Genomic DNA, 26,749 nt, shown 5'->3' with positions numbered 1-26,749 from the left:
TCCAGCGGTCATGCAAAGGGTTCGCGCGGTTCCGAATCGAGCACGCCGGTCGCCGCGAGCCGCGCGAGCCGCGCCTCATGCTCCCCGCGCCCGAACGGGAATCGCGCATAGAACAGCGCGGCCAGCCCGTAGAACAACAGATAGCAGCAGCAGAAGATCAGCGTCAGCCGATCCAGCGTCGGGATCGCCACCTGCCCCGGCACCGCCTTCGCCGGGAAGCCGGCGGCGGCAAGGATCAGCCCGGTGGCGAAGATACCGATGCCGCTGGTGCATTTCTGGACGAAGAAGCCGCCCGCGAAGAACACGCCCTCCGATCGGCGCCCCGTCCGCGCCTCCGAATCCTCCACCACATCGGCCAGCATCGACGCGCCGAGAATATAGGCCGTGACGCTGAACGCGGTGGAAATCCCCGCGAACAGAAACACCAGCGGGAGCATCCACTGGTCGCCCGGCGAAGGAAACCAGCCCGCCAGCCGCAGCCAATATGGCGTCGTGCCGATCACCGCCGAGGTGATGGAGGCGATCGCGGCGGTCAGCGGCTTGCTGCCACGCCGGCCCGCGCGTGGCGCGATAACGAAGGCCACGGCCACCCCGGCGAACAGCGCGATGCTGTAATAAAGGAAGGTCATCCCCTTGAAGCCCCATACGAAGCTCGCAAGGTAATTGGAGATCGCATAGATGATCCCCTGCCCGGTATAGGCGCAGATTCCGGCCACCATCAGCGTGGCGAAGGCGCGGTTCTTCACCGTTTCGGCGATATCGCGCAGGTTCTGCGACAGCGTTTGCCGCTCGATCTCCGGCTTGGGCAGGCGCGGAATCTCGCGATGCGTGCCGATCGCGGAGGTGAGGATCGCGCCCCCCATCAGCAACGCGCCCGCGATCGCGAAGCCGCCATAGCCCGCCGGATTGAGCAACCCGTTGGGATATTCCGGCGTCGCGGCCAGGAAATAGACATAGGCCGAAACCAATATCGTCAGCCCGCCGAGCCAGCCGAACAGATAGCGATAGGACATGATCCGCGTGCGCTCGTCATAATCCGCGCTCAGTTCGGCGGCCATCGCCTGCCCCGGCACCTCATAGGCGCTCACCGCGCTACGCACGAGCACCGCGACGACGAACAGCCACAGCAGGATCAGCGTTTCGCTCGCGCCGATCGGCGGATTCCACAAGGCGACCCAGCCGAGCATGATCGGCAGCACCGCGCCATAAAGCCACGGGTGCCGCCGCCCCCAGCGGCTGCGCGTGCGATCAGAGAGAAACCCGACGGTGGGATCGACGAAGGCATCGACGATCAGCGCGATCATCACGACAAAGCCCACCGTCGCCGCCGGCACGCCCACCACCTGGTTGTAGAACAGGAGAAGGAAGGTGCCGAAGCCCGCGTCCTTCACCCCATAAGCAGCCGCCCCGAAGCCGTAACATCCCATCACGCCGTTCGACAGGCGCCGCGCCGGCGGTGTGATCGCTGCTGGCGTCGCCCCCGTCACCGGCGCGACGGGCGCGTTCACGCCATCGCCTCCAATGCTTCGAACATGCCCGGCATCGTCGGATCCCAGCTCTGCCGCGTGCCGATGGTCAGCCCGCCATCGACCAGGATGTGCGTGCCGGTAACGAATGCCGCGTCGTCGCTGGCGAGATAGGCGACAGCAGCCGCGATATCCTCCGGGCGCCCCGCGCGCTTCACCGGCTGCGCGTGCGCGGCGATCCCGCCGATCGCCTGATTCGCCGCCGCGCGCTTCTCCGGCGGCAGATCGAGCGCGCTCACGAAGATATTGGTGGTGATGAAACCGGGGATTACCGCGTTCACCCGGATCGCATCCTTCGCCAGCTCCGCCGCCGCCACCTTGCTCAGGTGCAGCACGCCGGCCTTGGCGGTGGAATAAGCGATCGGGGCATAGCCGCTGCCGAGCGCCGAAACGCTGGAGGTGTTGACGATCGCGCCGCCGCCGCGCTTCGCCATCAGCGGCGCGGCGTAACGGATGCCGAGCGCGACCGAGCGCAACAGCAGCGCATGGGTGCGATCCCAATCCTCGGGCGCGATCTCGTCGATATGTTCGCGCGCGCCGCCCGCGCCGGCATTGTTGAACAGCACATCGAGCCCGCCCGCCGCGTCCGCCGCCTCGATCAGCGCCCGGATATCCTCGGCCCGCGTGACATCGCAGCGCATGAAGCGGATGCGGCCATTGGATGTTTCCGCCACCTCGCGGCCACCGGCCTCGTCGAGATCGCCGATCCACACCTCGGCGCCTTCTTCCGCCAGCCGCAACGCGGTCGCACGACCGATGCCGGAGGCGCCGCCGGTCACGACGGCGCGCTTGCCCGTAAAGCGCATACACTCTCCTGTATCTTGTTTTCGGCATCATAGTATGGGGCAACAGCACGTCAATCGACCATGGTTCGAATTTTCGGTTTGCCACCCTTGCCCACGGCCCGACCGTTCGGTAGCGCCCGGTGCAGACGCCCACACCGTGCACGCGGATCGAGGAGAGAGACATGAGCCTGAACAATCTTTTCAGCCTGGAAGGGCGCATCGCCCTCGTCACCGGCGGATCGCGCGGGATCGGCAAGATCATCGCGCGCGCGTTCATCGCGCAGGGCGCGAAGGTCTATATCTCCTCGCGCAAGGCCGCCGCGTGCGATGAAACCGCCGCCGAGCTTGGCCCGAACTGCATCGCCCTGCCCGCCGATGTCTCCACCGTGGCGGGGTGCAGGGAACTCGCGGAGGCACTGATGGCGCGCGAGCAGCGTCTCGACATCCTCGTCAACAATGCCGGCGTGGCATGGGGCGCGCCGTTCGAGGAATTTCCCGAGAGCGGGTGGGACAAGGTGATGAACCTCAACGTGAAATCCCCCTTCTTCCTCACGCAGATGCTGCACGATCATCTGAAGCGCGATGCCAGCCACGATCGCCCGTCAAAGGTGATAAACATCACCTCGATCGACGGCCTGCGGCTCAATCCGTGGGAAACGTACAGCTATCACGCTTCCAAATCGGCGCTGATCTATCTCACCAAGCGGATGGCCGCGCGGCTGGTGAAGGACGGCATCATCGTCACCAGCCTCGCCCCCGGCGCCTTCGCCAGCGAGATGAACCGCGCCGCGCGCGATCATGGTGACGAGGTGGCAAAGGGCATCCCGATGCGTCGCATCGGCAATTTCGATGATATGGCCGGCGCCGCGATCTTCCTCGCCAGCCGCGCATCGGATTATGTCGTGGGCGATACCTTGGTGGTCGACGGCGGGCTGGTCAATGCGGCGCTGGGCACGAGCATCGACGCCTGAGCCTACCCTCTCGCAACCTGAACGGACACGCGCCACCTCGGCTTGGGGTGGCGCGCATTCTTGTGCGCCGGACACTTCCCGCCATCTCGTGAAGTGGGGAGCTTCTGTTGCCCGGTGCTCCCCGTACCGCTGGAATCCGCTTCTGTTGCCCGGTGCGGCCCAACCGCGCTTTTGTTCGAATAACCTTGGGCCGTGAGGCCTTCAGTTACGCGGCAATCGCGAGTGCTTCGTTATCGTTGGCACTTGTGTACGGGCCGTCACGGTGGTCCCATTCCGGGCAAAAGCCAGTGCCTTTCAACACACGTCGATCCTAGTTCGGCCCCGTCATCACCCGCCGGAAAAAGGCGGTTGGTGGTGGAGCCGCCGGGTACCGCCCCCGGGTCCGCTGCGTCTATTCTACACCGGCGCTTATCGCCATAGCCGTGGGGCAAGCCCCGCGAGCCCGGCCAATATAGGCGATCGCGCCGGAAACTGAAAGCCCGCCTTTCGCTCGCCATAATGCAGGTGCATAGAACGGGGCATCATGTTGACGCAGCGTTCCCGCTACGCGCTACGCGCGATGCTTTTTCTGGCCGAAGCGCCCGCCGCCAGCCCGCCGATCCCGATGAACCGCATCGCGACGGAGGCGAATGTGCCGCGCAAGTTTCTGGAGCTGATTCTGGCGGATCTGCGCGACGCCGGGCTGCTCCACAGCCATCGCGGGAAAATGGGCGGTTATCGCCTGTCGCGCGCCAGCCATCTGATTTCGCTGGGCGACATCATCCGCGTGATCGAAGGCCCGCTGGCGCTGGTGCCGTGCGTCAGCCGCACCGCCTATCGCGCGTGCAAGGATTGCAAGAGCGAGGCGGATTGCGCGATCCGGCACGCGATGATGCGCGTGCGCGACGAAACCGCACGCATTCTGGACGGCACCAGCCTCGCCGATGCGACGGCGGAGGATCTGGTCGCCGCCTGAAGGCGATCCGCCGCCCCGGCCCCTAGGGCCAATCGCATTCAGGTCAGGTCGAGCCGAAAATGGTGGTTTCTCGTGACCCGCAAGCGCAGCGTACTAAAGGTACGTGAGCACCGAAAAGCGCGGGAAACCGCCATTTGCAGGCCAGCATGGGTTGAATGTCGCGTCGGCCCTAACCGGCAGCGGCGGACAGCCCGTTCACGCCCCGCGCCGGCTGCGCAGTTCGTCGCGGATTTCGCGCAGCAGTACCACGTCCGCCGGATCGGCCGCCGGCGCCGCTTCAGCCTTGGGCATCACGCGGTTCACCGCGCGGATGACGAGGAAGATGATGAAGGCGATAATCAGGAAATTGACCGCCTGGGTGATGAACTCACCATAGCCGAGCAGCGGCACGCCCGCCTTCTTCAGCGCGGCATAATCGGTCGATCCCTGCAACTTCTCAGGCACCTTCCCCAGCACGATGAAATAGCTGGAGAAATCGAGCCCGCCGAACAATTTTCCGATCACCGGCATGATGACATCTTCGGTCAGCGAGGTGATGATCTTGCCGAATGCCGCGCCGATGATCACCGCGACGGCGAGATCGAGCACGTTGCCGCGCATGATGAACGCCTTGAATTCCTTGAACATGAGCCACCACTCCTGAAGTGTGCGCTGAGGTTAACCACACGATTGCCCCTTCGCCAAGCGCGACAAGTGCACTATATGCCTAAGACAGGAACCGGAGGACCACACCCAATGACGTTTCGTTCGCTCGCCCCTCGTTCGCTTGCTGTCGCCGGCCTTGCGCTCACGCTCGGCGGGTGCGGGATCAACAGCATCCCGACGGCGGAGGAAAATGCGAAGGCGCGCTGGGCCGATGTCCAGAATCAATATCAGCGGCGCGCCGATCTGATCCCGAACCTCGTCGCCACGGTGAAGGCCGCAGGCGCGCAGGAAAAGGAAATCCTGGTGGAAGTGACGCAGGCCCGCGCATCCGCCAATAAGGTACAGGTATCGGGTGAGCAGCTCACCGATCCCGCCGCGATCCAGCGTTATCAGACGGCGCAGGCCGGGCTCACCATGTCGCTCCAGCGCTTGCAGGAGGCCTATCCCGAACTGAAGAGCCAGGGCAATTACACCACGCTGATGAGCCAGCTCGAAGGCACCGAGAACCGCATCACTATCGCCCGCAACGATTACAACGCCGCGGTCCAGCAATATAACACCACGATCCGCACCTTCCCGGCGGCGGTGGGCGCGAAGATCTTCTACGGCGCGAAGCCGATGGTGCCGTTCGCCGCGACCACGCCGGGGGCGGATACCGCGCCAAAGGTGAATTTCGGCAGTTGAGATGACGATGCGCCCCCGTCCGATCGCCCATCCGGCGCAGGCCGGGGCAAATGCGTTCGTGCAAGATTATGCGCGCCGGCTGGCGTGGGCGCGCCGGCTGCTGTGGGTGTTGCTCGCGCTGGCGGCGGCGCTGCTTGTCGCCCTCGCGTCACCCGCCGGCGCGCAGACCTTCCCCAAATTCACCGGCTTCGTGGTGGACGACGCCGGCATCCTCTCGCCCCAGGTGCAGGCGGAGCTTACGCAGAAGCTGGCGGCGTTGCAGCGTGATACCAAGCGGCAGGTCGCCGTCGTCACGATCAGGGATCTGCAGGGCTATCCGATCGAGGAATATAGCAACAAGCTGCTGCGCGCCTGGGGCGTGGGGCTGAAGGACGTGAACAACGGCGCGCTGTTCGTCATCGCGCCGAACGATCGCAAGCTGCGGATCGAGGTGGGCTACGGGCTCGAACCATTCCTTACCGATGCCTTGTCCAGCGTCATTATCAACAATGATGTCCTCCCCCGCTTCAAGGCGGGCGACATGGCCGGCGGGATCGAGGCCGGCACCGATGCGATCATCGCCCAGCTCCGCGCCTCGCCGGAGGAGGCGCAGGCGCGGCTGAACGCGGCGGTGAAACAGTTCGACCAGACGCACAAGGCGCAGCGCGGCGGCGGCGGCATCCCGCTCGGGCTGGTGTTCTGGGGGATGGTGATGCTGTTCGTCCTGCTTTCCTTCGCGCGACGCGGTGGGAAGGGGCAACGCTATGGCGGAGACGGCTCCGGCGCGCTGCCGATCATATTATGGTCGATCGTCAATGAGATCGGTCGCCGTGGCGGTGGCGGCGGTGGCGGCTGGGGTGACGGCGATGGCGGCGGCGGTGGCTGGGGCGATGGCGGCTTCGGCGGCGGCGGCGGCGGATCGGGCGGCGGCGGCGGCGCGTCGGGGGGCTGGTGATGCGGATGACGGCTGAGGATCGCGATCGCGTCACCGCGGCGGTGACGGCGGCGGAGGCAGGCACCGATGGCGAAATCGTCACCGTCGTGGCGCGCGCATCCGATGCCTATCACGATGTCGCGCTGCACTGGACATTGCTGGTGATGCTGCTGGTGGTGGCGTTGCTGGCGACCTTCCCGGTGGCGATCGAGCGGGTGCATCTGCTGGTCGATCCATGGGCGCCGGTGGTTTCGATCCGCGCGACGCTGACCATCGCGCTGTTCCTCGTCGCGATCACCTTTCTCGCCTGTCGCGGCATCTTCGCGTGGCGCCCGCTGCGGCTGGCGCTGACGCCGGGGGCGACCAAATCACGCCGCGTCCGCGCCCGCGCGCTCGCCATCTTCCGCGCCGCCGCCGAGAAGCGCACGATCGGGTCAACCGGGGTGCTGCTCTATCTCAGCCTTGATGAGCGCCGCGCGGAAATCATCGCGGATGCCGCGATCCACGATCGCGTGCCCGATGCCACCTGGGGTGCCGCGATGGCGGCGCTGGTCGGCCCGCTGCGCGAGGAGCATCCGGCGGACGGCATGGCCGCCGCGGTGGGGCAGATCGGGCTGGTGCTGGGCGAACATTTCCCGCGCACGCCGGGCGATATCAATGAACTGCCGGATCGGCTTATCATCCTATGACCGCTGAAACCGTTTGGGAGGGCCGCTTCATCCGCATGATGAAGGACGGCAAATGGGAATATGCCGCGCGCAGCCGGGGGATCGGCGCGGCGGTGATCCTCGCCATCACCCCGGCGGACGAGGTGATCCTCGTCGAGCAATATCGCGTGCCGCTGGGCCGCAATTGCTTGGAGCTGCCCGCCGGCCTCGTCGGCGACGAACAGGCGGGCGAGGATATCGCGCCAGCCGCGATCCGTGAGCTGGAGGAGGAAACCGGCTATCGCGCCGGGCGGGTTGAGCTGCTCGGCGCTTTCCATTCCTCTCCCGGCATGGTCAGCGAAGGCTTCACCTTTGTCCGCGCGCACGATCTGGTGAAGGTTGGCGAAGGCGGCGGCGATGCGGACGAGAATATCATCGTCCACCGCGTTCCGCGCCGCGAGATCGCCGCCTTCGTCACGCGCAAACGCGCCGAGGGCGTCGCGATCGACGTCAAGCTGATGCTGCTGCTCGCGGACACGCTGGCGCCCAGCGCCTGACGCCGGGGCGCGGACGCCCCACGCGCGCCTCAGCGAAAATTATCGGCGTAGGTCTGCAACTTGAGCGTGCGCGTCGGCGTCGGGGTCACCGAAAAGGCCAGCCCTTCGCGCTCGGCATAGGCGATCGCCGCCGCGCTCGTCGGGAACATCATCCGCACCTGATCGCGGGTGTCACCGCTGCCGGCCCAGCCGGTCAGCGGATCGGGCTGCTTCGCCTCGGCCGGTTCGAATTCGAGCATCCAGCAATCGGTGCGGTGCTTGCCCGATTGCATGGCATTTTTCGGGCGCTGGTAGATACGAGCGATAGGCATGACGTGCCCCTTAGCCCGAATGTTTGCGCCTTGCATCGGCATTTTTCGTCCGGAGCGTCGCATTGGCACCCGCCGGATCGTCCGGCCATGGATGGCGCGGGTAGCGGCCACGCATTTCCTTCGCCACCGCCGCCCAGCTTCCCGCCCAGAAACCGGGCAGATCGCGCGTCGTCTGGATCGGGCGCCCGGCGGGCGATGTGAGCGACAGGACGAGCGGCACGCGCCCCTCCCCCACCACCGGATGCTCGGCAAGGCCGAACAGCGCCTGCACGCGCAATTCGACGCGCGGCCCCCCGTCGGCGCCATAGTCGATCGCGTGGGTGCTGCCGGCGGGGCTGGTGAAATGGGCCGGGGCAACGCGCTCGATGCGCTGGAGATCGTCCCATGACAAAAGGCCCCGGATCGCATCGGTGAGCGCGCCCGGCGGGATCGCATCGAGCCGCCGCCGCCCCTCGACCACCGCCGGCAGCCATTCGTCAAGCCGCGCCGCCAGCGCGGCATCGTCCAGCGCCACGCCCGCATAGCCCGCCCGCACCCGGAGCGCGCGCGCGCCCTCGCTCCATGGCAGCAGATCGAGGCCATGGCGCCGCACGCCCGCGACCAGCGCCGCCGCGATCGCCACCGGCGACGCATTCGCATCCGGCCCGCTCGACAGCCGCACCGCGCCGAGCCGCCGTTCGCGCAAAGGCCGCACCGCGCCGCTCGCTGGATCGAACTCGGCAGTATGGCGCGTCTCGATCCGATCCGCGAACAGCGCCTCCACTGTCTCCACCTCGATCGCCGCCGCCGAAAGGATGCGCGCGCCCGCCGCCATCCCCTGCGTCTCCGCCACCGCGAGCCATTCGCCCCGCGCCAGCGGCGAGGCCGGATCGAGCCTGAACCCACGCCCGCCGACCGACGCCCAGCGCTCGCCAGAGGCATCGCGCCGCCGCGCGACACGATCGGGGAAGGCGAGCGCGATACAGGTCGCGATCCCCTCAGCCCCCGTATTCCCGCCGACCAGCTTCGCCCAGCGCGCCGCGAGGTCGCGCGCGGCATCCGCCTTGCGCGAACGGTCCCCCCGCCAGCGCCGCAGCCGCAGTTCGAGATCGGCGTCATTGCCGCCCAGCCCGCGCTCGCCGAGCAACACCGCGACCTCCGCCGCCACGCTTCCCAGCCCCATTTCCCCAGCCCGCACGAGCATGTGCGCCAGCCGTGGCGGCATCGGCAAAGCGGCGATCGCGCGGCCATGCGCGGTCGGGCGGCTATCCGCGTCCACCGCCTCCAGCGTCGTAAGCCGCGCGCGCGCTTCCGCCACCGCCGCTTCCGGCGGCGCGTCGATCCATGCCAGATCGCGCGGATCGGCGACGCCCCAGATCGCGCAGGCCAGCACCAGCGCGGAGAGGTCCGCCTCCAGAATCTCCGGCGGATCGAAGCGCGGCAGCCCTGCGGTGGCGGCTTCTTCCCACAGGCGATAGGCAACGCCTGGCCGCTGCCGCGCGGCGCGCCCGGCGCGCTGCGTCACCGCCGCCTGGCTCGCGCGTTCGGTGACGAGCCGCGTCATCCCCGCCGCGCGATCGTAGCGCGGGCGCCGTGCGAGGCCGGAATCGACCACCACGCCGATCCCGTCGAGCGTCAGGCTGGTCTCCGCGATCGAGGTGGCGAGCACCAGTTTGCGCGCGCCATCCGGCTCGGGCCGGATCGCCGCGCGCTGCGCTGCCGGATCGAGGCTGCCGTGGAGCTTGTGGAGCGCGACACCCGCGATTCCCTCCAGCCGCTCGGCGGTGCGCTCGATCTCGGCCACGCCGGGGAGGAAGGCGAGCACGCCATCCGCCGTTTCGCGCAGCGCCTGCCGCACCGCGCCCGCCACCGCATCCTCTATCCGCGTCTCCCCGCCGCGCGCGATATAGCGCAGTTCGAGCGGCCAGCTACGCCCCGCGCTCTCGATCACCGGCGCGTCGCCGAGCAGCCGGGCGAAGCGCGCGCCGTCGAGCGTGGCGGACATCGCCACCAGCCGCAGATCGGGGCGCAATCCCCCCTGCGCGTCGATCGCCAGCGCAAGGCCGAAATCGCCATCGAGGCTGCGCTCGTGCACTTCGTCGAACAGCACGGCGGAAACCCCCGCCAGTTCGGGATCGCTCTGGATGCGCGCGACGAAAATGCCCTCCGTCACCACGGTCACGCGGGTTTTCGCCGAACGCTTGCTGTCCAGCCGCGTGGCATAGCCGAACGTCTGCCCCACCGGCTCCCCGGCCAGCGCCGCCATCCGCTCCGCCGCCGCGCGCGCCGCGAGCCGGCGCGGCGAGAGCAGCAGCACCTCGCCCGTGCACCAGCCTTCCGCGATCAGCGCGGGCGCCACCGCCGTCGTCTTGCCCGCCCCCGGCGGCGCGACCAGCACCACGCCCGACCCCACGCGCAACGCGGCGAGCAGATCGGGGAGCACGGCGTGGATGGGAAGATCAGGCGACACGATCGGCCCTTTAGCCCGTTCGGGCGGAATTTGTCGAAGTGCCGCGCGCCTGGTCACCCCTCCCCTTCAGGGGAGGGGCTTGTATGCCACCGATCAGGCCAGCGTCTTCAGATCCACCAGCGGCCGCGCGCCATAATGGCTGATTACCTCCGCCGCGCAGATCGCGCCGAGCCGCAGCGAATGCGCCAGATCGCTCCCCTGCGCCTGCGCATGAAGGAAGCCCGCTGCGAACAGATCGCCCGCGCCGGTGGTGTCGATCACCTTGTCGACCGGCGCGGCGGGGGCGTGAACGCGCTTGTCCCCCGCGATCGCCAGCGCGCCCTTCTCGCTCAGCGTCACCACCAGCAGCGGCACCTTCGCCCGCACCGCCGCGATCGCCGCTTCAACATCGGCGGTTTCGGTCAGGCACATGATCTCCGCCTCATTGGCGAACAGCACGTCGATCAGCCCGTGTTCGATCAGATCGTGAAACGCCGCGCGATGCCGCTCGATGACGAACTCCGCCGACAGCGTGAACGCCACCTTGCGCCCCGCCGCGCGCGCCACGTCGATCGCGGCGCGCATCGCCGCGCGCGGCTCCTCGGGATCCCACAGATAGCCTTCGAGATAGAGATAGGCGGCATCGGCGATCAGATCGCGATCCAGCGCCTGCGCGGGCAGATAGTGCGACGCGCCGAGGAAGGTGTTCATCGTGCGCTGCCCATCGGGCGTCACGAAGATCAGGCAACGCCCGGTGCTGGGCTGGCCGGGGCGCGAGGCCGTATCGAAACGGATGCCGGCGGAGCGGATGTCATGCCCGAAAACCTGCCCGAGCTGATCGTCGGCGACCTGCCCGATGAAGCCGCATTTGCCGCCCAATGAGGCGATGCCCGCGATCGTGTTCGCCGCCGATCCGCCCGAAATCTCCTGCCCCGGCCCCATCTTCGCATAAAGCGCGTCGGCCTCCTCGGGCGAGAAGACGAGCTGCATCGCGCCCTTGGTCATGCCGTTGTCGGTGATGAAATCGTCGGTGGCGGGGGCGATGATGTCGACGATCGCATTGCCGATCGCGACGACCGCGTAATTGGGCCTGGTCAAGAAACTGTCTCCGGTATCTCATCGTTCAATACCGGCGAAAGCCCGGCGCGAACGTAAACCGCGGTGCGTTAGTGGCGTGCCGCGCCTTGCGCAACCGCCCGTAGCCACGCATCTGGGGCGGCAATGTTCGGCGCCCTTGCCCTGTCGCTCGCCCAATTGGGCGATCCACGCATCCTCAGGGTGCTGGGCAAGAGCCTGCTCGTCACGCTCGCATTGTTCGCGGCGCTCGGCATCGCCCTGTGGTGGGGCATGGAAGGGCTGCTCGCGCGATCGGCATGGCATGACGAACTCGCCTCCGCCGCGACGCTGGTGCTGATCGCGCTCGCCTTCTGGTTCCTGTTCCGCGCGGTGGCGGTGCTGGCGGTGGGGCTGTTCGCCGACGATGTGGTCGCGGCGGTGGAGGCGAAACATTATCCTGCCGCGCTCGCCTCGGCGCGGGCGATTTCCTTCCACCGCGCGCTGGTGATGGGGCTGCGCTCGGGCGCGCGCTTCATCGCGATCAACCTGTTGCTCGTGCCCGTCTATGCGGTGCTGCTGATTACCGGGATCGGCACGGCGGCGCTGTTCTTCGCGGTCAACGGCTGGCTGCTCGGGCGCGATCTGGGCGATATGGTCGCGGCGCGGCACATGGACGATGCGGCGATGCGCGCGTGGCGCCGGACGAACCGCGCGCAACGCTTCCTGCTCGGCCTTGCGGCGACGGGGCTGTTCGTGGTTCCGCTCCTCAACATCCTCGCGCCGGTGCTTGGCGCGGCGATGGCGACGCATCTGTTTCATCGGGGACGGCAATGAGAACTGGCCTGGCGGTTGTGGCGATGGCGGCATTGCTGGCGGGCTGCGCCTCGACCGGCGCGGCCCCGCCGCCCGCCACCCCGGCTGTCGTAACCGTGCCCTATAGCTCGACCGGGCTGGAGCGCGTGATCGGGCATGACGCGGCCGCGCTGGTCAAGTTGTTCGGCCAGCCCGATGCGGACGTGCGCGAAGGCAATGCGCGCAAGCTCCAGTTCACCAGCCGCATCTGCGTTCTCGACGCCTATCTCTATCCGCGCGGATCGGATGAGCCGCGCGTCACCTATATCGACGCGCGCGAGGCGGATGGCAGCGCGATCGACCGGGCAAGCTGCGTCGCGGCGCTCACCCGGCGCGAGGGCGGGAGGTAGTTTTTGTCGCGGCGCCGGCCCGCTCCCCCACCCCGCCTCCCCCGCCAGTATCCTGAATGGGAGGCGGGGTGGGGGAGCGGGCCGGAACCGCCTTACCCGAGCAGAAACACGCCCTCGATCACCGTCACGCAATCGCCGCCCAGCACGACGCGATCCCCCGTGAACCGGCATGACAGCCGCCCGCCGCGCGCGCTCGCCTGCCAGGCGCTGAACGTATCGCGCCCCAGCCGACGCGCCCAATAAGGCACCATCACCGCATGGGCGGAGCCGGTCACCGGATCCTCGTCGATCCCCGCCCCCGGCGCGAAGGCGCGGCTGATGATATCCGTATCGTCGCCCGGCGCGGTAACGATGGTGAGCAGATCGCCCTCCCGCGCCAGCGCGCGGAAATCGGGATCGAGCGCGCGCACGGTCGCGGCATCCTTCACCACGACGAGGCCGTAGCGGCTCTCATGCCACAAGGTTTCCACCGCCTCGCCAAGCCCCAGCGCGGCGACGATCGCGGGTAGCGGTTTCGGCGACGGCGCCCAGGCCGGCAGCGCCATGGCATAGCCCGCGCCGTCACGCGCCACCTCCAGCACGCCCGCCTTGCGCGTGCGGAAGCGCACCCGCTGGCGCGCGTCGTCGCCAGACAGCACGAAATGCCCGCTCGCCAGCGTCGCATGGCCGCATAGAGCAACCTCCGCGGCGGGGGTGAACCAGCGCAGCTCGAAATCCGCCTCCCCGCTCGCATCGGGGATCAGGAACGCGGTTTCGGATAAATTGTTCTCCGCCGCGATTGCCTGGAGCGTCGCATCGTCCAGCCATGCGGAAAGCGGCATCACCGCCGCCGGATTGCCCGCGAACGCCGCGCTGGCGAAAGCGTCGATCTGCGCGAACCCTATCCTCATCTCGCCTCCCCGATCACACGCGCTTGCCGAACCAGTGCGGCGTGACATCCGCTTCGATCAGCGGGTTATCCGTATCGACATGCCCCTCGGGATCGAGGTGGATCAGCACCTCCACCTTGGGAAAGGCATCGCGCAGGCGCCGCTCCATGCTCTCGACGATATCATGCGCCTGCGCGACGGTCAGATCGCGGGCAACCTCCATATGAAATTGCGCGAAATCATGGCTGCCCGAACGGCGCGTGCGGAAATCGTGGATGCCGCGAACCCCCGGCTGGCGCGCGGCGACCTCGATATAGGCGCGGCGCTGATCCTCGGACCATTCCTTATCCATCAACTGGTCGATCGCCTGGCTGGACGCCTGGAACGCCCCATAGGCGAGCCACATCGCGATGACGATGCCGAACACCGGGTCCGCCCAGCTCCACCCGATGAACTGATCGAGCACCAGCGCGACGATCACCGATCCGTTGAGCAGCGCATCGGATTGGTAATGCAGGTTATCCGCCATGATCGCCACCGATCCGGTGCGGCGGATGATCGTCCGCTGATACCATAGCAGCAGCAACGTCGCCGCGATCGCCGCCACCGATACGGCGATCCCCGTCCCCGCGTCATGCGTCGGCTGCGGGTCGCTGAGCGCCACCACCGCGCGCCACGCGATCGCGGCGGCGGATGCGGTAATCAGCGCGACCTGGAACAATGCGGCCAGCGCCTCCGCCTTGCCGTGGCCGAAACGGTGATCGTGATCCGCCGGCTCCGCCGCCAGCTTCACGCCGTAAAGCGTGACGAGGCTCGCCAGCAGATCGAGCGCGGTATCGGCAAGCGAGCCGAGCATCGCCACCGATCCAGTATGCCACGCGCCAAAGCCCTTCAGGATCAGCAGCCCGCTCGCCATCGCCACGCTCGCCATGGCGGCGCGCATGGCAAGCGGGATGATGCGGCGGCGTTCCTCGCGGGTCATGGATAAAGCAATCCCTCGCTCCACCCGCCGGTTCCGTCGGGAAGGAACAGGCGGCGCTCATGCAGGCGGTGCGCGCGATCCTGCCAGAATTCGATCCGTTCGGGCGTGACGCGATAGCCGCCCCAATGCGGCGGGCGCGGCACGTCTGCGCCCGCGAAGCGCGCGCTCACCTCCTCGAAACGCGCCTCGAACGTCTCACGGCGATCGAGCGGGCGCGATTGATCGGATGCCCATGCGCCAAGCTGCGAATCGCGGCTGCGCGTCGCGAAATAGGCGTCGCTCTCGGCGTCGCTCGCCAGCGTCACCGGCCCTTCGATGCGAATCTGGCGGCGCAGCGACTTCCAGTGGAACAGCAAGGCGGCATGGGGATTCGCCGCCAGATCGCCCGCCTTGCGCCCCTCGCGATTGGTGTAGAAGACGAAACCGTCGCGGCCATGCCCTTTCAGCAGCACCATCCGCACCGACGGGCGCCCCCGCGCATCCGCCGTCGCCAGCGCCATCGCATTGGAATCGTTCGGCTCGCTGGCGCGCGCCTCGGCATACCAGGCATCGAACAGGGCGAATGGATCATCAGTCATCGGCACTCCCATAGCGGGCGACCACGCTTCGCGCCATCGCACGTATCTTGAGCAGGCCCGCCCACGCGCCTACAGGACGCGCCACAGATTTCCCGGAGTCCCCATGGCAGGCCATTCCAAATTCAAGAACATCATGCACCGCAAGGGCGCGCAGGATAAGAAGCGTTCCGCGGCATTCTCCAAGCTCAGCCGCGAAATCACCGTCGCGGCGAAGATGGGCACGCCCGATCCGGATATGAACCCGCGCCTGCGCGCCGCGGTCAATGCGGCCAAGGCGGCGTCGATGCCGAAGGACAATATCGCGCGCGCGATCGACAAGGCGACGCGCGGCGACGCGGAGAATTACGAGGAAGTCCGCTACGAGGGCTTCGGCCCCGGCGGGGTGAGCCTCATCATCGAGGCGCTGACCGACAATCGCAACCGCACCGCCACCAACGTGCGCACCGCCGTGAGCAAGAACGGCGGCAACCTTGGCGCGTCCGGCTCGGTCAGCCACGGTTTCGACCGGATGGGGCTGATTACCTATCCGGCGAGCGTCGGCGACGCAGAAAAGGTGTTCGAGGCAGCACTTGAGGCCGGCGCGGAAGACGTGCAGTCGAGCGACGAAGGGCATGAGATCTGGACGGCACAGGCCGATCTCCACGAAGTCGCCCGCGCGCTGGAGCCGGTGCTCGGCGAATATGAGGGCGCAAAGCTCGCCTGGCGCCCGCAGACCAACGTGCAGGTCGACGAAAGCGACGCCGCCACCTTGTTCAAGCTGATCGACACGCTCGACGATGACGACGATGTGCAGCAGGTGTGGGGCAATTACGAAGTGTCCGACGAAGTGATGGAAAAGCTCGGCTGACCTTATAAGCCCCTCCCCTTCAGGGGAGGGGTTTGGGGTGGGGAAATGTCATGCCGACGGAGCGCGAATTGCTGGATCGCGCGGCGGAAATGCGCCGCAACCCGACGGAATGGGAAAAACGCCTGTGGCGCCGTCTCTCCAATTCCCAAACCGGCCACAAATTCCGTCGGCAAGCGGTAATCGGCGGTTACATCTGCGACTTCTTCTGTCCGGCGAAGGGATCGGTGGTGGAGATCGACGGCGACACGCATGATCCCGCCGCCGATCGCCGCCGCGATGCCGACCTCACGCAACAAGGCTTCCACACCTTGCGCTTCACCAACGCCGAGGTTCGCGAGAATATGGAGGGTGTCATGCTGACGATCGCAGCGGTACTCATCAGCCGACCCGATCGCTGGTCCGCCCCCCACCCCAACCCCTCCCCTGAAGGGGAGAGGCTTTGATTATATTGGGCCTCGATCCCGGCCTCGGCACCACCGGCTGGGGCGTGATCCGGGCGGAGGGCAACCGGCTGTCGCATCTCGCCAATGGCCGGCTGAAGACCGACACCGCCGAGCCGCTCGCGCGGCGGCTCGCGGATCTCGATACGATGCTCGCCGCGCTGATCGCCGATCATGCGCCACAGGCGGCGGCGGTGGAGGAGGTGTTCGTCAACGCCAATCCGCAATCCACGCTGAAGCTTGGGCAGGCGCGCGGCGTCGTGCTGCTCGCGGTGGCGCGCGCGGGGATCGAACCGGGCGAATATGCCGCGCGGCTGGTGAAGAAAGCGGTGGTCGGTGTCGGCAATGCAGACAAGGCGCAGGTCCATGCGATGGTCGCGCGGCTGCTGCCGGGCGTGAAGATCGCGGGCGCCGATGCCGCAGACGCGCTCGCCGTCGCGATCACCCACGCGCATCATCTGGCGAGCCGCCGCGCGGGGATTGGCTAGCGCGATTCACGGCAGGCCGAATCCGCCGCCGTCTCGTAATTCGCGGCAAACAAAGGGAAATAAAGCGCCGATCCGATGCGGGCGGATCGCCGCTCCAGGGCCGATCGACATTCAGGCCAGATCGACCCTTGGGTTCAAACTCGATCAGGACAGCGTCGTGATCGCGCGGAGAAGCCCGCGGTGCGGCGGGCGGATTTGGCGTCATGCGGCGTCGCGGCGTCGGTCATGATGCTTGAGCATCGCACCCTCCTTGCTTCTTGCCTGACACCAAAATCCGCTCCGTCACGGCACTGTCCTGATTGAGCTTGCGCCCCAAGCCAAGTCCACCGCCGTCAGATCAATACGGGCGATACCGGTATCCGCGCCCACCGCGATAGCCGTAGCCGGGGCGGCCATAGCCGTAATTGCGATAATACCAATTGTGATACGGATAGGGCCGGTAAACCCAGCGCCGGTCCATGAACACCCAGGGCCGATACCAGCCCGGCGCGGCGTAATAATATGGCTGGCCATAGCCTTCGTAATAGAAAGCGGGGGCGCCGCCGCGCACCACATATCCCGGCGGGCAGCCGGGGCTGGTTTCGTGGCTGCTCGCGCTGCCGATCGCCGCGCCACCCGCCGCCCCCGCGATCCCGCCGACGATCACGCCCGCCCCGCGATCATGCCGCCCGGCCACGCTCGATCCGACCAGCGCGCCGAGCAAGCCGCCGATCACCGCGCCCGCGCCGGTATTGTTGTTCGCCCGCACGCAATAACGTTGCGCCCAATCCTCGGCATAAGCCTCGAACCGGCGATCCTGATCGGGCTGCGCGGCATAGGCGGGGTCCGGCTGATATCCCGGCGGCGGCGGTGGCGGCTGCGATCCGTCATATCCCGGCGGCGGCGCCGTGTCATAGCCGCCTTGCTGCCGATAGTCGGGCGTTTGGGGATAATCGGGCGATTGCGGATATTGGCCGCCCGGCTCGTCATATTGCCCGCCCGATGGAGCTGGCGGCGGCGGCGGCGGATAATCCGGCGGGGGCGGTGCGGGATAATTCTGGGCCGATGCGGCGGTGATCGGGCTTGCCGCCGCGACAAGGCCCGCGATCATCGTCAACGTCCTTGTGCGCCACTGAATAGCCATGGGGGCGGACCTTATCCAAGCCTGTGTGCCGCCTTGTTACCGCAGAATTTGTGAACCGGGCCTGACGCTGCGGGCGCGGGCGGCAAGGCGCACGATCAAACCCGCTTCCGCCGCCTTCGCCTTTCCGGTTATGTGCCGGCCATGCGACACCTTCTTCCCCCTTCCCGCCCCGTCGACGCCCGATGATCGCGCATCTCAAGGGCCGGCTGGAGGAAATCGCGCTCGATCATGCGGTGATCGACGTTGGCGGGGTCGGCTATCTGGTCGGCGCCTCGTCGCGCACGCTCGCCGCGATCGGGCCGGTCGGCGAGGCGTGCGTGTTGTTCACCGAGATGCTGGTGGGGGATGATTTCATCCGCCTCGTCGGCTTCGCGCGCGCCGATGAGCGGGATTGGTTCAGGCTGTTGACCGGGGTGCAGGGGGTTGGCGCGCGGGTGGCGCTGGCGATCCTTTCCGCGCTGGAGCCGGCGGACCTGTCGCGCGCGATCGCGGCGCAGGACAAGGCGATGGTCGCGCGCGCCAACGGCGTCGGCCCCAAGCTCGCCGAACGCATCGTGCGCGAACTGAAGGACAAGGCTGGCGGCATCGTGCTCGGCCCGGCGGGTTCGGGGGGCACCGCCGCGATGGCAAGCGGCGCGGGCGCGGATGCGGTGTCGGCGCTGCTCAACCTCGGCTTCCGCCCGGCGGAAGCGAGCGCCGCCGTCACCGCGGCGGAGGAGGAACTGGGCGGCGGCGCCACGCTCGACGCGCTCGTCCGCCTCGCGCTGCGCAAGGCGGCGCGCTGACGCGCTAACACGTCGCCCGATTTCGCTTCCCCCGCCGCGCGCGTTCTGGCTATGTCCCCGCGATGACCGATGCCGATCGCCTGCTCACCTCCGCCCGCCGGCCGGAGGATATGGACGCAGCACTGCGCCCCAAGACGCTGGACGAGTTCGTCGGGCAGAAGGCGGCGCGCGAGAATCTGCGCGTGTTCATTCAGGCGGCGAAGGGGCGTGGCGACGCGCTCGATCATGTATTGCTGTTCGGCCCCCCCGGCCTGGGCAAGACGACTCTGGCGCAGATCGTCGCGCGCGAGATGGGGGTGGGCTTTCGCGCGACATCCGGCCCGGTGATCGCCAAATCGGGCGATCTCGCCGCGCTGCTCACCAATCTCGAGGACGGCGATGTGCTGTTCATCGACGAGATCCACCGCCTCCAGCCCGCCGTGGAGGAGGTGCTCTATCCCGCGATGGAGGATCGCGCGCTCGATCTGATGATCGGCGAAGGCCCCTCGGCGCGCTCGGTCAGGATTGATCTGCCGCGCTTCACGCTGGTCGGCGCGACGACGCGGCAGGGGCTGCTCACCACGCCGCTGCGCGATCGTTTCGGCATCCCGGTCCGCCTGCAATTCTACACCGTGGATGAGCTGGAACATGTCGTCTCGCGCGCGGCGCGGCTGCTCGATCTGCATATCGCCCGCGATGGCGCGGCGGAGATCGCGCGGCGCGCGCGCGGCACCCCGCGGATCGCCGGGCGGCTGCTGCGCCGGGTGCGCGATTTCGCCAATGTCGCGGGAACGATCGAGGTGGACGCCGCCGCCGCCGATCGCGCGCTCAACCGGCTGGAGGTGGACAACCTCGGGCTCGATGCGATGGATCGCCGCTATCTCACGATGATCGCGGACATTTATCGCGGCGGCCCGGTGGGGGTGGAAACGCTCGCCGCCGGTCTGTCGGAGCCGCGCGACACGATCGAGGAAGTGATCGAACCCTATCTGATCCAGCTCGGCCTCGTCGCGCGCACCGCGCGAGGGCGGATGCTCAACGCCGGCGGCTGGAAGCATCTGGGGCTGAATCCGCCGGCGGGCGCGCAGGACGGCTTGTTCGATTGAACGCCGCCCGATCAGGCCAAAACGCATACATGTCCCGCATCGGGAAAACTTTCCCGTCGATCGCAGATTAATCTTTCGCTAACCTAGCCGCTAAGGGTCGAATTTGCGATTTGGTCAAACGGGGAGTTTGATATGAGCTATTTGAAGGGGGCCATCGCGCTCGCGGCGCTGGCTACATTCGCGACATCGGCTGACGCAGCCACCAAGGTCTTCACTTATTCCTCGGGCGGCACGGATGTCGCCACCGGCAGTTTCAGCTATGCCAACGGCGCTACCGGGGTGCTCGGCTATGGCGACCTGACCGCATTTTCGGTTTCCATCGCGAACACCGGGAATACCTATACGCTGGCGGACATTGCCGGGCTCACCAACTATGTCCATTTCGCCTATGATACCGCGACGAATGTTTTCGTGGCCGATCTCAATAGCTGCGGCTTCGCCGGCTGCGGCTATCACAGTTCACTCAGCGCGCTCAACGGCAACGGGTCGTTCGGATTCTTCTTCAACCCGGCGCCGGGTTCGGGAAGTGATTACCGCAACGGAATCCACAGCTTCGATTTCGACACCCTGTCGATCAAGGCCGGCGGCGTGCCGGAGCCGGCGAGCTGGGCCTTGATGATCCTCGGCTTCGGCGCGGTGGGCGGCATGTTGCGCAGCGCAAAGCGCCGCTCGGACGCTCGGTTCGACGCGAAGGTGAAGCGCATCGCCAGCGGCGAAGCGATGTAACGTCCGATCCAATGGATGGCATAGAGCCGCCGGTCGCAAGGTCGGCGGCTTTATCGTAATGTCGCGCGCGCCGCGCGGGGGCGGATGCTCAACGCAGGCGGCGGGACGGGTTGTTCGATTGAGCCGGCGTTCGGCGAACAGGGGTGGATCATGCCGCGAATTACCCGGCCCGAAGATGCCTCGCCCGCGTTTCAGGCCGCCTGGAACGCGCATGACATGCTTGCCTTCGGTGATCTGTTTCACGCCGACGCGACATTCGTGAACCGATTTGGGCATTATGTGCGCGGCGTCGACGAAATCGTCGCCCTTCACCGCTCGATCCACGAAACCATCTATCGCGATTCGACATTGAAGAATGAGCTGATCGACGTGGTTCCGGTCGGCGAGGATGCCGCGGTGACGCATTTCTGGACGCGCCTCACCACCGGCACCGCGCACCCGGCCGGCCCGCACGAGATAGACACGCTCATCATGGCCGTCCTCACCCGCGCGGGCGACGAATGGCGCATCCTGGCGCTCGAAAATGTCACGCTGACCAATCCCCGGACCGGCGAGCCCATACTGCGGGAGTGAAGCCGGGCTGGTCGCGCGTCCATTGCCGCATGGCCCAGGGCGCCGCGCTCTGATAGCTGGCTGACCGACATGCCCCCGCCCGCCGCCACCATTGATCGTTTTCGCGCCAGCCTCGCGCGCCTCGCCGCCGATGACGATCGGCTGGTGATCGCGGTATCGGGCGGGGCGGACAGCATGGCGCTGCTCGCCCTCGTCCACACCGCCGCTCCCGCGCGGATCGTGGCGGCCACCGTCGATCATCGCCTCCGCCCCGCCAGCGCCGACGAAGCCGCGATGGTCGCGGCGCATTGCGCGGCGCTCGGCGTGCGCCACGCGATCCTCGCGCCCGATGCGCCGATCGCGGGCGCCAGCATCCAGGCGCGCGCGCGCGAGGCGCGCTATGCGCTGCTCGCCGGCTGGGCGCGCGAACAGGGCGCGGCGGCGATCCTCACCGCGCATCATGCCGACGATCAGGCGGAAACCTTCCTGATGCGCGCCGCGCGCGGCTCCGGCGTGGCCGGGCTTTCGGGCATCCGCGCGCGCGCGACGATCGCGGGCTTTCCCGCGCTGCGCCCGCTGCTCGGCTGGCGGCGGCGCGAATTGCGCGAGATCGCGATCCATGCCCAGGCCCCGTTCGTCGATGACCCGAGCAACGCCGATCCGCGCCACGACCGGACGCGTATCCGCGCGCTGCTCGCCGATGCGCCGTCGCTCGATCCGCTCGCGCTGGCGCAATCCGCCGCCGCGCTGGCCGAGGCCGAGGCTGCGCTCGCTTATGTCGCGGATCGCCTGTGGGCGGAGCGCGCAAGCGGCGATGGCGCGATCCTCGCCGATGTCGCGGGGCTGCCGCGCGAGTTGCGCCGCCGGCTCGCCCGCCGCGCGATCAGCGCGGCGCGCGCGCGCCATGCGCTCACCGCGCCTGCGTGGAGCGAGGCGACCAATATCGAGCCGCTGCTCGATTCGCTGGAGGCTGGCGCGCGCGCCACGCAAGGCGGCGTGATGATCGCGCCGCGCGGCGATTCATGGGCGATCGAAAAAGCGCCACCGCGTCGATCACTCTGATGGGCGTTGTTCCATTGCCATTAACCTCCCGTCGCCTACATTGGAGGTTGCGAAAGGTAGTGCATGATCGACAAGGACAAGCAGCCCGGCCCCGACAATAACGGCGGTGGCCCGAATCCATGGATGAAGAGCCTGCTGATCTGGGTCGGCATCCTGCTCGCGCTGGCGCTCGTCGTCACGATGTTCGACAGCAAGACGCCGGCGGCACAGGGCAATACGATCGCCTATTCGACCTTCCTCGACAAGGTCGATCAGGGCACCGTGAAGGATGTGAACGTCAGCCGCGATCTCATCACCGGCACGTTCAAGTCCGGCGAGAAATTCCGCGCCTATCCGGTCAGCGATCCGCAGCTCACCGATCGTCTGCGCAAGGCGAATATCGCGATTTCGGGCAAGCCGGAGGATGGGCCGTCGATCTGGCAATATGTGCTGGTGCAGGCGCTGCCGTTCATGCTGTTCCTCGGCATCGCGTTCCTCGTGATGCGCCAGATGCAGAAGGGCGGCGGTGCCGGCGGCGCGATGGGCTTCGGCAAGAGCCGCGCGCGGATGCTGACGCAAAAGGAAGGCAAGGTCACCTTCGATGATGTCGCCGGCATCGACGAGGCCCGTGAGGAGCTGGAGGAGATCGTCGAATTCCTGAAGGATCCGACGAAATTCGCCCGGCTTGGCGGCAAGATCCCCAAGGGCGCGCTGCTGGTCGGCTCGCCCGGCACCGGCAAGACGCTGCTCGCCCGCGCGATCGCGGGTGAAGCGGGTGTGCCGTTCTTTACGATCAGTGGTTCCGATTTCGTGGAAATGTTCGTCGGCGTGGGCGCCAGCCGTGTCCGCGACATGTTCGAACAGGCCAAGAAATCCGCGCCTTGCATCGTCTTCATCGACGAAATCGACGCGGTGGGCCGCCATCGCGGCGCCGGGCTCGGCAACGGCAATGATGAACGCGAACAGACGCTGAATCAGCTACTTGTCGAGATGGACGGGTTCGAGGCGAACGAAGGAATCATCATCATCGCCGCCACCAACCGGCCCGATGTGCTCGATCCGGCGCTGCTCCGGCCCGGTCGTTTCGATCGCCAGGTCGTCGTGCCGCGCCCGGATATCGAGGGCCGTATCAAGATCCTCGAAGTCCACATGAAGAAGGTCCCCCTCGCCCCCGACGTCGACGCCCGCGTCATCGCGCGCGGCACGCCGGGCTTCTCGGGCGCCGATCTCGCCAATCTCGTCAACGAGGCGGCGCTGATGGCGGCGCGCAAGAGCAAGCGGCTCGTCGCCATGGCCGAGTTCGAGGAGGCGAAGGACAAGGTGATGATGGGCGCCGAGCGGCGCTCCATGGTGATGACCGAGGACGAGAAGCGTATGACCGCCTATCATGAGGCAGGCCACGCGATCGTCGCGCTGCACGAGCCGGCATCGGACCCGATCCACAAGGCGACGATCATCCCGCGCGGTCGCGCGCTTGGCATGGTGATGCGCCTGCCGGAACGCGATTCGTACAGCTATCACCGCGACAAGATGTACGCCAACCTCGCCGTTTCGATGGGCGGGCGTGTCGCCGAGGAAGTGATCTTCGGCTATGACAAGGTATCGTCCGGCGCATCGGGCGATATCCAATATGCCACCGGCCTCGCGCGCGACATGGTCACCAAATGGGGCATGTCCGACAAGGTCGGCCCGGTCGAATATTCGCAGCCGGAGGGCGAAAGTTTCCTCGGCTATTCGTCATCGCAGCCGGTGCGCATGTCGAACCAGACGCAGCAGTTGATCGACGACGAGATTCGCATGATCGTCGAAGGCGGGCTGGCGCGCGCCAAGCACGTGCTGAGCGAGCATATCGACCAGCTTCACACGCTGGCCGGGGCACTGCTCGAATATGAAACGCTTACCGGCGACGAGATCAAGAAGCTGATCGCCGGCGAGGAGATCGGTCGCATGGATAACGGCCCGAAGGCGCCGCCGGTGCGCGCCGCCGGCACCTCTATCCCCAAGACGCGGCGGCCTTCCGGGCCGTTCGGAACGCCCTCGCCCGCCGGGGCGTGACGCGGGCGGGATTAGCGCTCGGTTTTCAAGGGAAACCCCGGCCATCGCCGCCGGGGTTTCTTTTTGCGCGTTACGCCAGCCCCAGGACGATCAGCAGCACCGCGAAGATCGGCACGATCGCGCACAGGATCATCGCGCATAGCAGCATGGTCCGGATCAGTCCGCTCGTCCGGCTCAGCCGATAGGTGCCCTTGAGCTGCTTGTAGATGTGGATCGGTGATATGATCGCCGCCGCCGCCCATAGCTGCCATCCCGGCACGCCAATCGCGCCCAGCAATGCCAGCGCGATCGTAAGCAAGGTCATGAAAGTCAGCGAATAGGTGGTGAAGACGGCGTGATCGTACATGCCGTAGCGGCGGCTGAACGGAAACAGCAGCCACAGGAACGGCAGCGAGATCGGGATCAGCGCCCAACTATATTTGTAGGCCGTGTTCTTCAGCTTGTAGAGCACTAGCTCGGGATTTTCCCGCATGTGGCGGAATTTCGCTTCCAGCCAGTTGCTGTCCGATGATCGGGGGGCGCCCTCCACGTCGAACGTCGTCGGCAGCGGCAGCGCGCGTTCGGCGGTAGTGATCGCGCGCACCGCCTCATCCGCTTTCGCGATCCGCTGCTGGAATCTGGCAACACGCTCATTGTCCGGATCGGATTTGCGCTGTTCCTTCGCCAGTTTCGCCCGCGCGCCGTTCGCGGCGGCAACCGCGCGTAGGCGCTCCTCATCGAGCTTGAGCCGCGCCTGCGCCATCCCGCCGTTCACGCCGGGTTTCAGAAAATCCGGATTGCTAAGATGCCAGCCCGACAGATTGGCTACCACCGCGAACATCAGAAAGACGGAGAACAGGAAAACCGCCAGCGGCGAGACAAAGCGCGCGCGCTCTCCCGCGATATAGCGCCGCGTCAATTCACCCGGATGGAGCACCAGCAACGGCAGCGTGCGCCAGATCTTGCCATCGAAATGGAACACGCCGTGCGCGATTTCGTGGCCGATCGCGCTTATGGTGCGATGGACATGCCCCGCCTGCCCGCACCCGTGGCAATGTGCGCCGATCAGCCCCGTTCCGCAATTGAGGCATTCCCCCGCGCCATGGCCGCCCGTGGCGGAATCGACCGCCCCCACCGGCTCCACGGCACGGGCTAACAACGCCCCGGTGGCAATATCCGCTCCCGCCTCAATCCCTGTCATGCCTGTTCCCCGCTGACAGCCGGCGAATACCGGCTGTCGGGCGGGTTGGCAAAGGGCGTCAATATCGGCTCAATTCCACCGGAATCTTGCGATAACCATGGACGAAACATGCCGGGACGCGTTCCACCGCGCCGGTCACATTCACGCGCATCCGGCGCTTCGCCATTTCCTCCAGCAGGATGCCGACCTGCAATTCGGCCAGTCGCGCGCCGACGCAGCGGTGGATGCCGTGGCCGAACGCCAGATGCCGCCGCGCGTTGGCGCGATCGACCACCAGCTTGTCCGCATCGTCGCCGAACACCGTCTGATCGCGGTTGGCGGAGATATACCAGAGCGCGAGCTTGTCGCCGGCCTTGATCTGCTGCCCCATCAGTTCGGTATCGGCGGTCGCGGTGCGGCGCATGTGCGCGAGCGGTGTCTGCCAGCGGATCACCTCGCTCACCGCGTTGGGGATGAGTGACGGATCGGCCTCCAGCTTGGCGCGCTCGTCCGGGAATTTGTTCAGGCCAAAGGCAAGGCCGGACATGGTGTTGCGCGTCGTATCGTTGCCGCCGACGATCAGCAGGATCAGATTTCCGATAAATTCGAAATGATCCATGTGGCTCATCGCGTCCGAATGGATCATCATGCTGATGAGATCCGGCGTCTGCGGCTTGCCGACCTTCGCGTTCCACAGATTCTGGAAATAGGCGCCGCATTCATACATATATTGCAGCCGCTGCTGGCGCAGTTCCTCGTTCTTGACGATCTCGATATCGCCCGCCCAATCGGACCAGAAGGTCAGCTTGCGGCGATCCTCCCAGGGAAAATCGAACAGGATCGCCAGCATCTGCGTGGTCAGTTCGATCGAAACCTTGTCCACCCAGTCGAAGCCCTCGCCCCATGGCAGGCTATCCAGCACCTCCTCGGTGCGGCGGCGGATATCGCCGGACATGCGTGTCATTTCCGATGGCGTGAAAGCGGGGGAAACCGTGCGGCGCTGGCCGGTGTGCACCGGGCGATCGCGCGCGATGAACATCGGCATCTTCACATCGGAATTCTCGATGAAGTCCGCGAGCGTAATCCCGCCGACCTCCGACGAATAGAGATCGGGCAGCGACTCGACCTCGACGATCGGCTTGTAGGTGGAAACCGACCAATACGGCCCGTATTCCGAATGCTCGACCTTGTGGACCGGCGCGGTCGCGCGCAGTTCGGCGAAGGGCTTATGCCATGTATCGTCGCGATAAAGCTCCGCGCGGCTGACATCGAGCGGATCGACCGCCGCGATATCGCTCACGTTCTTCGCCAGCGTGGCCATGCTTCTCTCCTAGTTCTT

The 26,749-nt window shown here is 67.0% G+C and carries 29 protein-coding genes and 1 other RNA gene; 17 read left to right on the top strand and 13 right to left on the bottom strand.

Annotation, left to right across the window (positions count from 1 at the left end; translation table 11 throughout):
- Nucleotides 1-8 precede the first annotated feature (8 nt).
- The gene (locus tag Q0316_RS15540) at nt 9-1,508 is read right to left on the bottom strand and encodes an MFS transporter (protein ID WP_367179699.1); all 1,500 of its coding nucleotides are present in this window, start codon (nt 1,506-1,508) and stop codon (nt 9-11) included.
- Nucleotides 1,505-2,332, bottom strand: a complete 828-nt coding sequence (locus Q0316_RS15535; protein WP_298674214.1) for an SDR family NAD(P)-dependent oxidoreductase — start codon at nt 2,330-2,332, stop codon at nt 1,505-1,507. The genes Q0316_RS15540 and Q0316_RS15535 overlap by 4 nt, the downstream gene beginning before the upstream one ends.
- A gap of 161 nt (nt 2,333-2,493) precedes the next feature.
- Here Q0316_RS15535 and Q0316_RS15530 point away from each other — a divergent pair, with 161 nt between their 5' ends.
- Complete coding sequence (locus Q0316_RS15530) at nt 2,494-3,282, top strand: SDR family oxidoreductase (protein WP_298674213.1); 789 nt, start codon at nt 2,494-2,496, stop codon at nt 3,280-3,282.
- Nucleotides 3,283-3,374: 92 nt separating this feature from the next.
- Here the strand turns inward: Q0316_RS15530 and ssrA are convergent.
- Nucleotides 3,375-3,763: a transfer-messenger RNA gene (gene ssrA / locus Q0316_RS15525) on the bottom strand.
- Between the two features lie 42 nt (nt 3,764-3,805).
- Here ssrA and Q0316_RS15520 point away from each other — a divergent pair.
- Entirely contained in the window at nt 3,806-4,237 is a 432-nt protein-coding gene (locus Q0316_RS15520) for an Rrf2 family transcriptional regulator (protein WP_298674212.1), read from the top strand.
- Nucleotides 4,238-4,432: 195 nt separating this feature from the next.
- On the opposite strand, the gene mscL is transcribed toward Q0316_RS15520, so the two are convergent.
- Nucleotides 4,433-4,864 carry a large conductance mechanosensitive channel protein MscL gene (mscL, locus tag Q0316_RS15515; RefSeq protein WP_298674211.1) on the bottom strand — a complete coding sequence of 144 codons (432 nt, stop codon included), beginning with the start codon at nt 4,862-4,864 and terminating at the stop codon, nt 4,433-4,435.
- A gap of 108 nt (nt 4,865-4,972) precedes the next feature.
- On the opposite strand from mscL, the gene Q0316_RS15510 reads away from it, so the two are divergent.
- Genes Q0316_RS15510 through Q0316_RS15495 form a run of 4 tightly spaced genes read left to right on the top strand, consistent with a single transcriptional unit; the run spans nt 4,973 to nt 7,683 of the window.
- On the top strand, nt 4,973-5,566 hold the full coding sequence (locus Q0316_RS15510) for a LemA family protein (RefSeq protein WP_298674210.1): 594 nt from the start codon (nt 4,973-4,975) through the stop codon (nt 5,564-5,566).
- Between the two features lies 1 nt (nt 5,567).
- Nucleotides 5,568-6,500 (top strand): TPM domain-containing protein, encoded by a 933-nt coding sequence (locus Q0316_RS15505; RefSeq protein WP_298674209.1) that lies wholly within the window; start codon nt 5,568-5,570, stop codon nt 6,498-6,500.
- Nucleotides 6,500-7,168, top strand: a complete 669-nt coding sequence (locus tag Q0316_RS15500) for a TPM domain-containing protein (protein WP_298674208.1) — start codon at nt 6,500-6,502, stop codon at nt 7,166-7,168. Before Q0316_RS15505 ends, Q0316_RS15500 begins: the two co-directional genes overlap by 1 nt.
- Complete coding sequence (locus tag Q0316_RS15495) at nt 7,165-7,683, top strand: NUDIX hydrolase (RefSeq protein WP_298674207.1); 519 nt, start codon at nt 7,165-7,167, stop codon at nt 7,681-7,683. The genes Q0316_RS15500 and Q0316_RS15495 overlap by 4 nt, the downstream gene beginning before the upstream one ends.
- Nucleotides 7,684-7,712: 29 nt before the next feature.
- Here Q0316_RS15495 and Q0316_RS15490 read toward each other — a convergent pair whose 3' ends face one another.
- The 3 genes from Q0316_RS15490 to Q0316_RS15480 all read right to left on the bottom strand — a co-directional run bounded on the left by Q0316_RS15490 (nt 7,713) and on the right by Q0316_RS15480 (nt 11,520).
- Nucleotides 7,713-7,994, bottom strand: a complete 282-nt coding sequence (locus Q0316_RS15490) for an ETC complex I subunit (RefSeq protein ID WP_298674206.1) — start codon at nt 7,992-7,994, stop codon at nt 7,713-7,715.
- A gap of 10 nt (nt 7,995-8,004) precedes the next feature.
- The gene (gene hrpB / locus Q0316_RS15485) at nt 8,005-10,443 is read right to left on the bottom strand and encodes an ATP-dependent helicase HrpB (protein ID WP_298674205.1); all 2,439 of its coding nucleotides are present in this window, start codon (nt 10,441-10,443) and stop codon (nt 8,005-8,007) included.
- 93 nt (nt 10,444-10,536) lie between these two features.
- Nucleotides 10,537-11,520: an adenosine kinase gene (locus tag Q0316_RS15480; protein WP_298674204.1), complete on the bottom strand. Its 984-nt coding sequence runs from the start codon at nt 11,518-11,520 to the stop codon at nt 10,537-10,539.
- A gap of 123 nt (nt 11,521-11,643) precedes the next feature.
- On the opposite strand from Q0316_RS15480, the gene Q0316_RS15475 reads away from it, so the two are divergent.
- Both Q0316_RS15475 and Q0316_RS15470 read left to right on the top strand, forming a co-directional pair.
- Nucleotides 11,644-12,312 carry an EI24 domain-containing protein gene (locus Q0316_RS15475; protein ID WP_298674203.1) on the top strand — a complete coding sequence of 223 codons (669 nt, stop codon included), beginning with the start codon at nt 11,644-11,646 and terminating at the stop codon, nt 12,310-12,312.
- The gene (locus Q0316_RS15470) at nt 12,309-12,680 is read left to right on the top strand and encodes a hypothetical protein (RefSeq protein ID WP_298674202.1); all 372 of its coding nucleotides are present in this window, start codon (nt 12,309-12,311) and stop codon (nt 12,678-12,680) included. Before Q0316_RS15475 ends, Q0316_RS15470 begins: the two co-directional genes overlap by 4 nt.
- Nucleotides 12,681-12,772: 92 nt before the next feature.
- Here Q0316_RS15470 and Q0316_RS15465 read toward each other — a convergent pair whose 3' ends face one another.
- From Q0316_RS15465 to pdxH, 3 genes are read right to left on the bottom strand one after another with little or no spacing between them, the layout of a single operon-like run.
- Complete coding sequence (locus Q0316_RS15465) at nt 12,773-13,570, bottom strand: PhzF family phenazine biosynthesis protein (protein ID WP_298674201.1); 798 nt, start codon at nt 13,568-13,570, stop codon at nt 12,773-12,775.
- A gap of 13 nt (nt 13,571-13,583) precedes the next feature.
- Entirely contained in the window at nt 13,584-14,531 is a 948-nt protein-coding gene (locus tag Q0316_RS15460) for a cation diffusion facilitator family transporter (protein WP_298674200.1), read from the bottom strand.
- A complete protein-coding gene (gene pdxH, locus Q0316_RS15455) occupies nt 14,528-15,109 on the bottom strand; it encodes a pyridoxamine 5'-phosphate oxidase (RefSeq protein WP_298674199.1) in 582 nt (193 codons plus the stop codon). Before pdxH ends, Q0316_RS15460 begins: the two co-directional genes overlap by 4 nt.
- Before the next feature lie 103 nt (nt 15,110-15,212).
- Between pdxH and Q0316_RS15450 the strand changes: the two genes are divergently transcribed.
- From Q0316_RS15450 to ruvC, 3 genes are read left to right on the top strand one after another with little or no spacing between them, the layout of a single operon-like run.
- Complete coding sequence (locus Q0316_RS15450; RefSeq protein WP_298674198.1) at nt 15,213-15,956, top strand: YebC/PmpR family DNA-binding transcriptional regulator; 744 nt, start codon at nt 15,213-15,215, stop codon at nt 15,954-15,956.
- A 50-nt stretch (nt 15,957-16,006) separates the two neighbouring features.
- Nucleotides 16,007-16,399, top strand: coding sequence for an endonuclease domain-containing protein (locus Q0316_RS15445; RefSeq protein ID WP_298674197.1), 393 nt, complete (start codon nt 16,007-16,009; stop codon nt 16,397-16,399).
- On the top strand, nt 16,396-16,884 hold the full coding sequence (gene ruvC, locus Q0316_RS15440; protein ID WP_298674196.1) for a crossover junction endodeoxyribonuclease RuvC: 489 nt from the start codon (nt 16,396-16,398) through the stop codon (nt 16,882-16,884). Before Q0316_RS15445 ends, ruvC begins: the two co-directional genes overlap by 4 nt.
- A 337-nt stretch (nt 16,885-17,221) precedes the next feature.
- On the opposite strand, the gene Q0316_RS15435 is transcribed toward ruvC, so the two are convergent.
- On the bottom strand, nt 17,222-17,974 hold the full coding sequence (locus Q0316_RS15435) for a hypothetical protein (protein WP_298674195.1): 753 nt from the start codon (nt 17,972-17,974) through the stop codon (nt 17,222-17,224).
- A 215-nt stretch (nt 17,975-18,189) separates the two neighbouring features.
- Between Q0316_RS15435 and ruvA the strand changes: the two genes are divergently transcribed.
- The 6 genes from ruvA (at nt 18,190) to ftsH (ending at nt 24,251) form a co-directional block, all read left to right on the top strand.
- On the top strand, nt 18,190-18,792 hold the full coding sequence (gene ruvA / locus Q0316_RS15430) for a Holliday junction branch migration protein RuvA (RefSeq protein ID WP_298674194.1): 603 nt from the start codon (nt 18,190-18,192) through the stop codon (nt 18,790-18,792).
- Nucleotides 18,793-18,854: 62 nt separating this feature from the next.
- Nucleotides 18,855-19,877, top strand: a complete 1,023-nt coding sequence (gene ruvB / locus Q0316_RS15425) for a Holliday junction branch migration DNA helicase RuvB (RefSeq protein WP_298674193.1) — start codon at nt 18,855-18,857, stop codon at nt 19,875-19,877.
- A 132-nt stretch (nt 19,878-20,009) separates the two neighbouring features.
- Entirely contained in the window at nt 20,010-20,603 is a 594-nt protein-coding gene (locus Q0316_RS15420) for a PEPxxWA-CTERM sorting domain-containing protein (protein WP_298674191.1), read from the top strand.
- Nucleotides 20,604-20,753: 150 nt separating this feature from the next.
- A complete protein-coding gene (locus tag Q0316_RS15415) occupies nt 20,754-21,176 on the top strand; it encodes an SgcJ/EcaC family oxidoreductase (protein WP_298674190.1) in 423 nt (140 codons plus the stop codon).
- A 69-nt stretch (nt 21,177-21,245) separates the two neighbouring features.
- A complete protein-coding gene (tilS, locus tag Q0316_RS15410; protein WP_298674188.1) occupies nt 21,246-22,217 on the top strand; it encodes a tRNA lysidine(34) synthetase TilS in 972 nt (323 codons plus the stop codon).
- A 63-nt stretch (nt 22,218-22,280) separates the two neighbouring features.
- Nucleotides 22,281-24,251: an ATP-dependent zinc metalloprotease FtsH gene (ftsH, locus tag Q0316_RS15405; RefSeq protein WP_298674186.1), complete on the top strand. Its 1,971-nt coding sequence runs from the start codon at nt 22,281-22,283 to the stop codon at nt 24,249-24,251.
- A 70-nt stretch (nt 24,252-24,321) separates the two neighbouring features.
- Here ftsH and Q0316_RS15400 read toward each other — a convergent pair whose 3' ends face one another.
- Together Q0316_RS15400 and Q0316_RS15395 are read right to left on the bottom strand one after the other, a co-directional pair.
- A complete protein-coding gene (locus Q0316_RS15400) occupies nt 24,322-25,431 on the bottom strand; it encodes a DUF3667 domain-containing protein (RefSeq protein ID WP_298674185.1) in 1,110 nt (369 codons plus the stop codon).
- A 58-nt stretch (nt 25,432-25,489) separates the two neighbouring features.
- Nucleotides 25,490-26,731, bottom strand: a complete 1,242-nt coding sequence (locus Q0316_RS15395) for a cytochrome P450 (RefSeq protein ID WP_298674184.1) — start codon at nt 26,729-26,731, stop codon at nt 25,490-25,492.
- Nucleotides 26,732-26,749 lie beyond the last annotated feature (18 nt).

It is taken from the genome of uncultured Sphingomonas sp. (assembly GCF_937871615.1).
Taxonomy (GTDB): Bacteria; Pseudomonadota; Alphaproteobacteria; order Sphingomonadales; family Sphingomonadaceae; genus Sphingomonas.
Note: the sequence above shows the minus strand (reverse complement) of the source record. Positions and strands in the feature narration are given on the sequence as shown.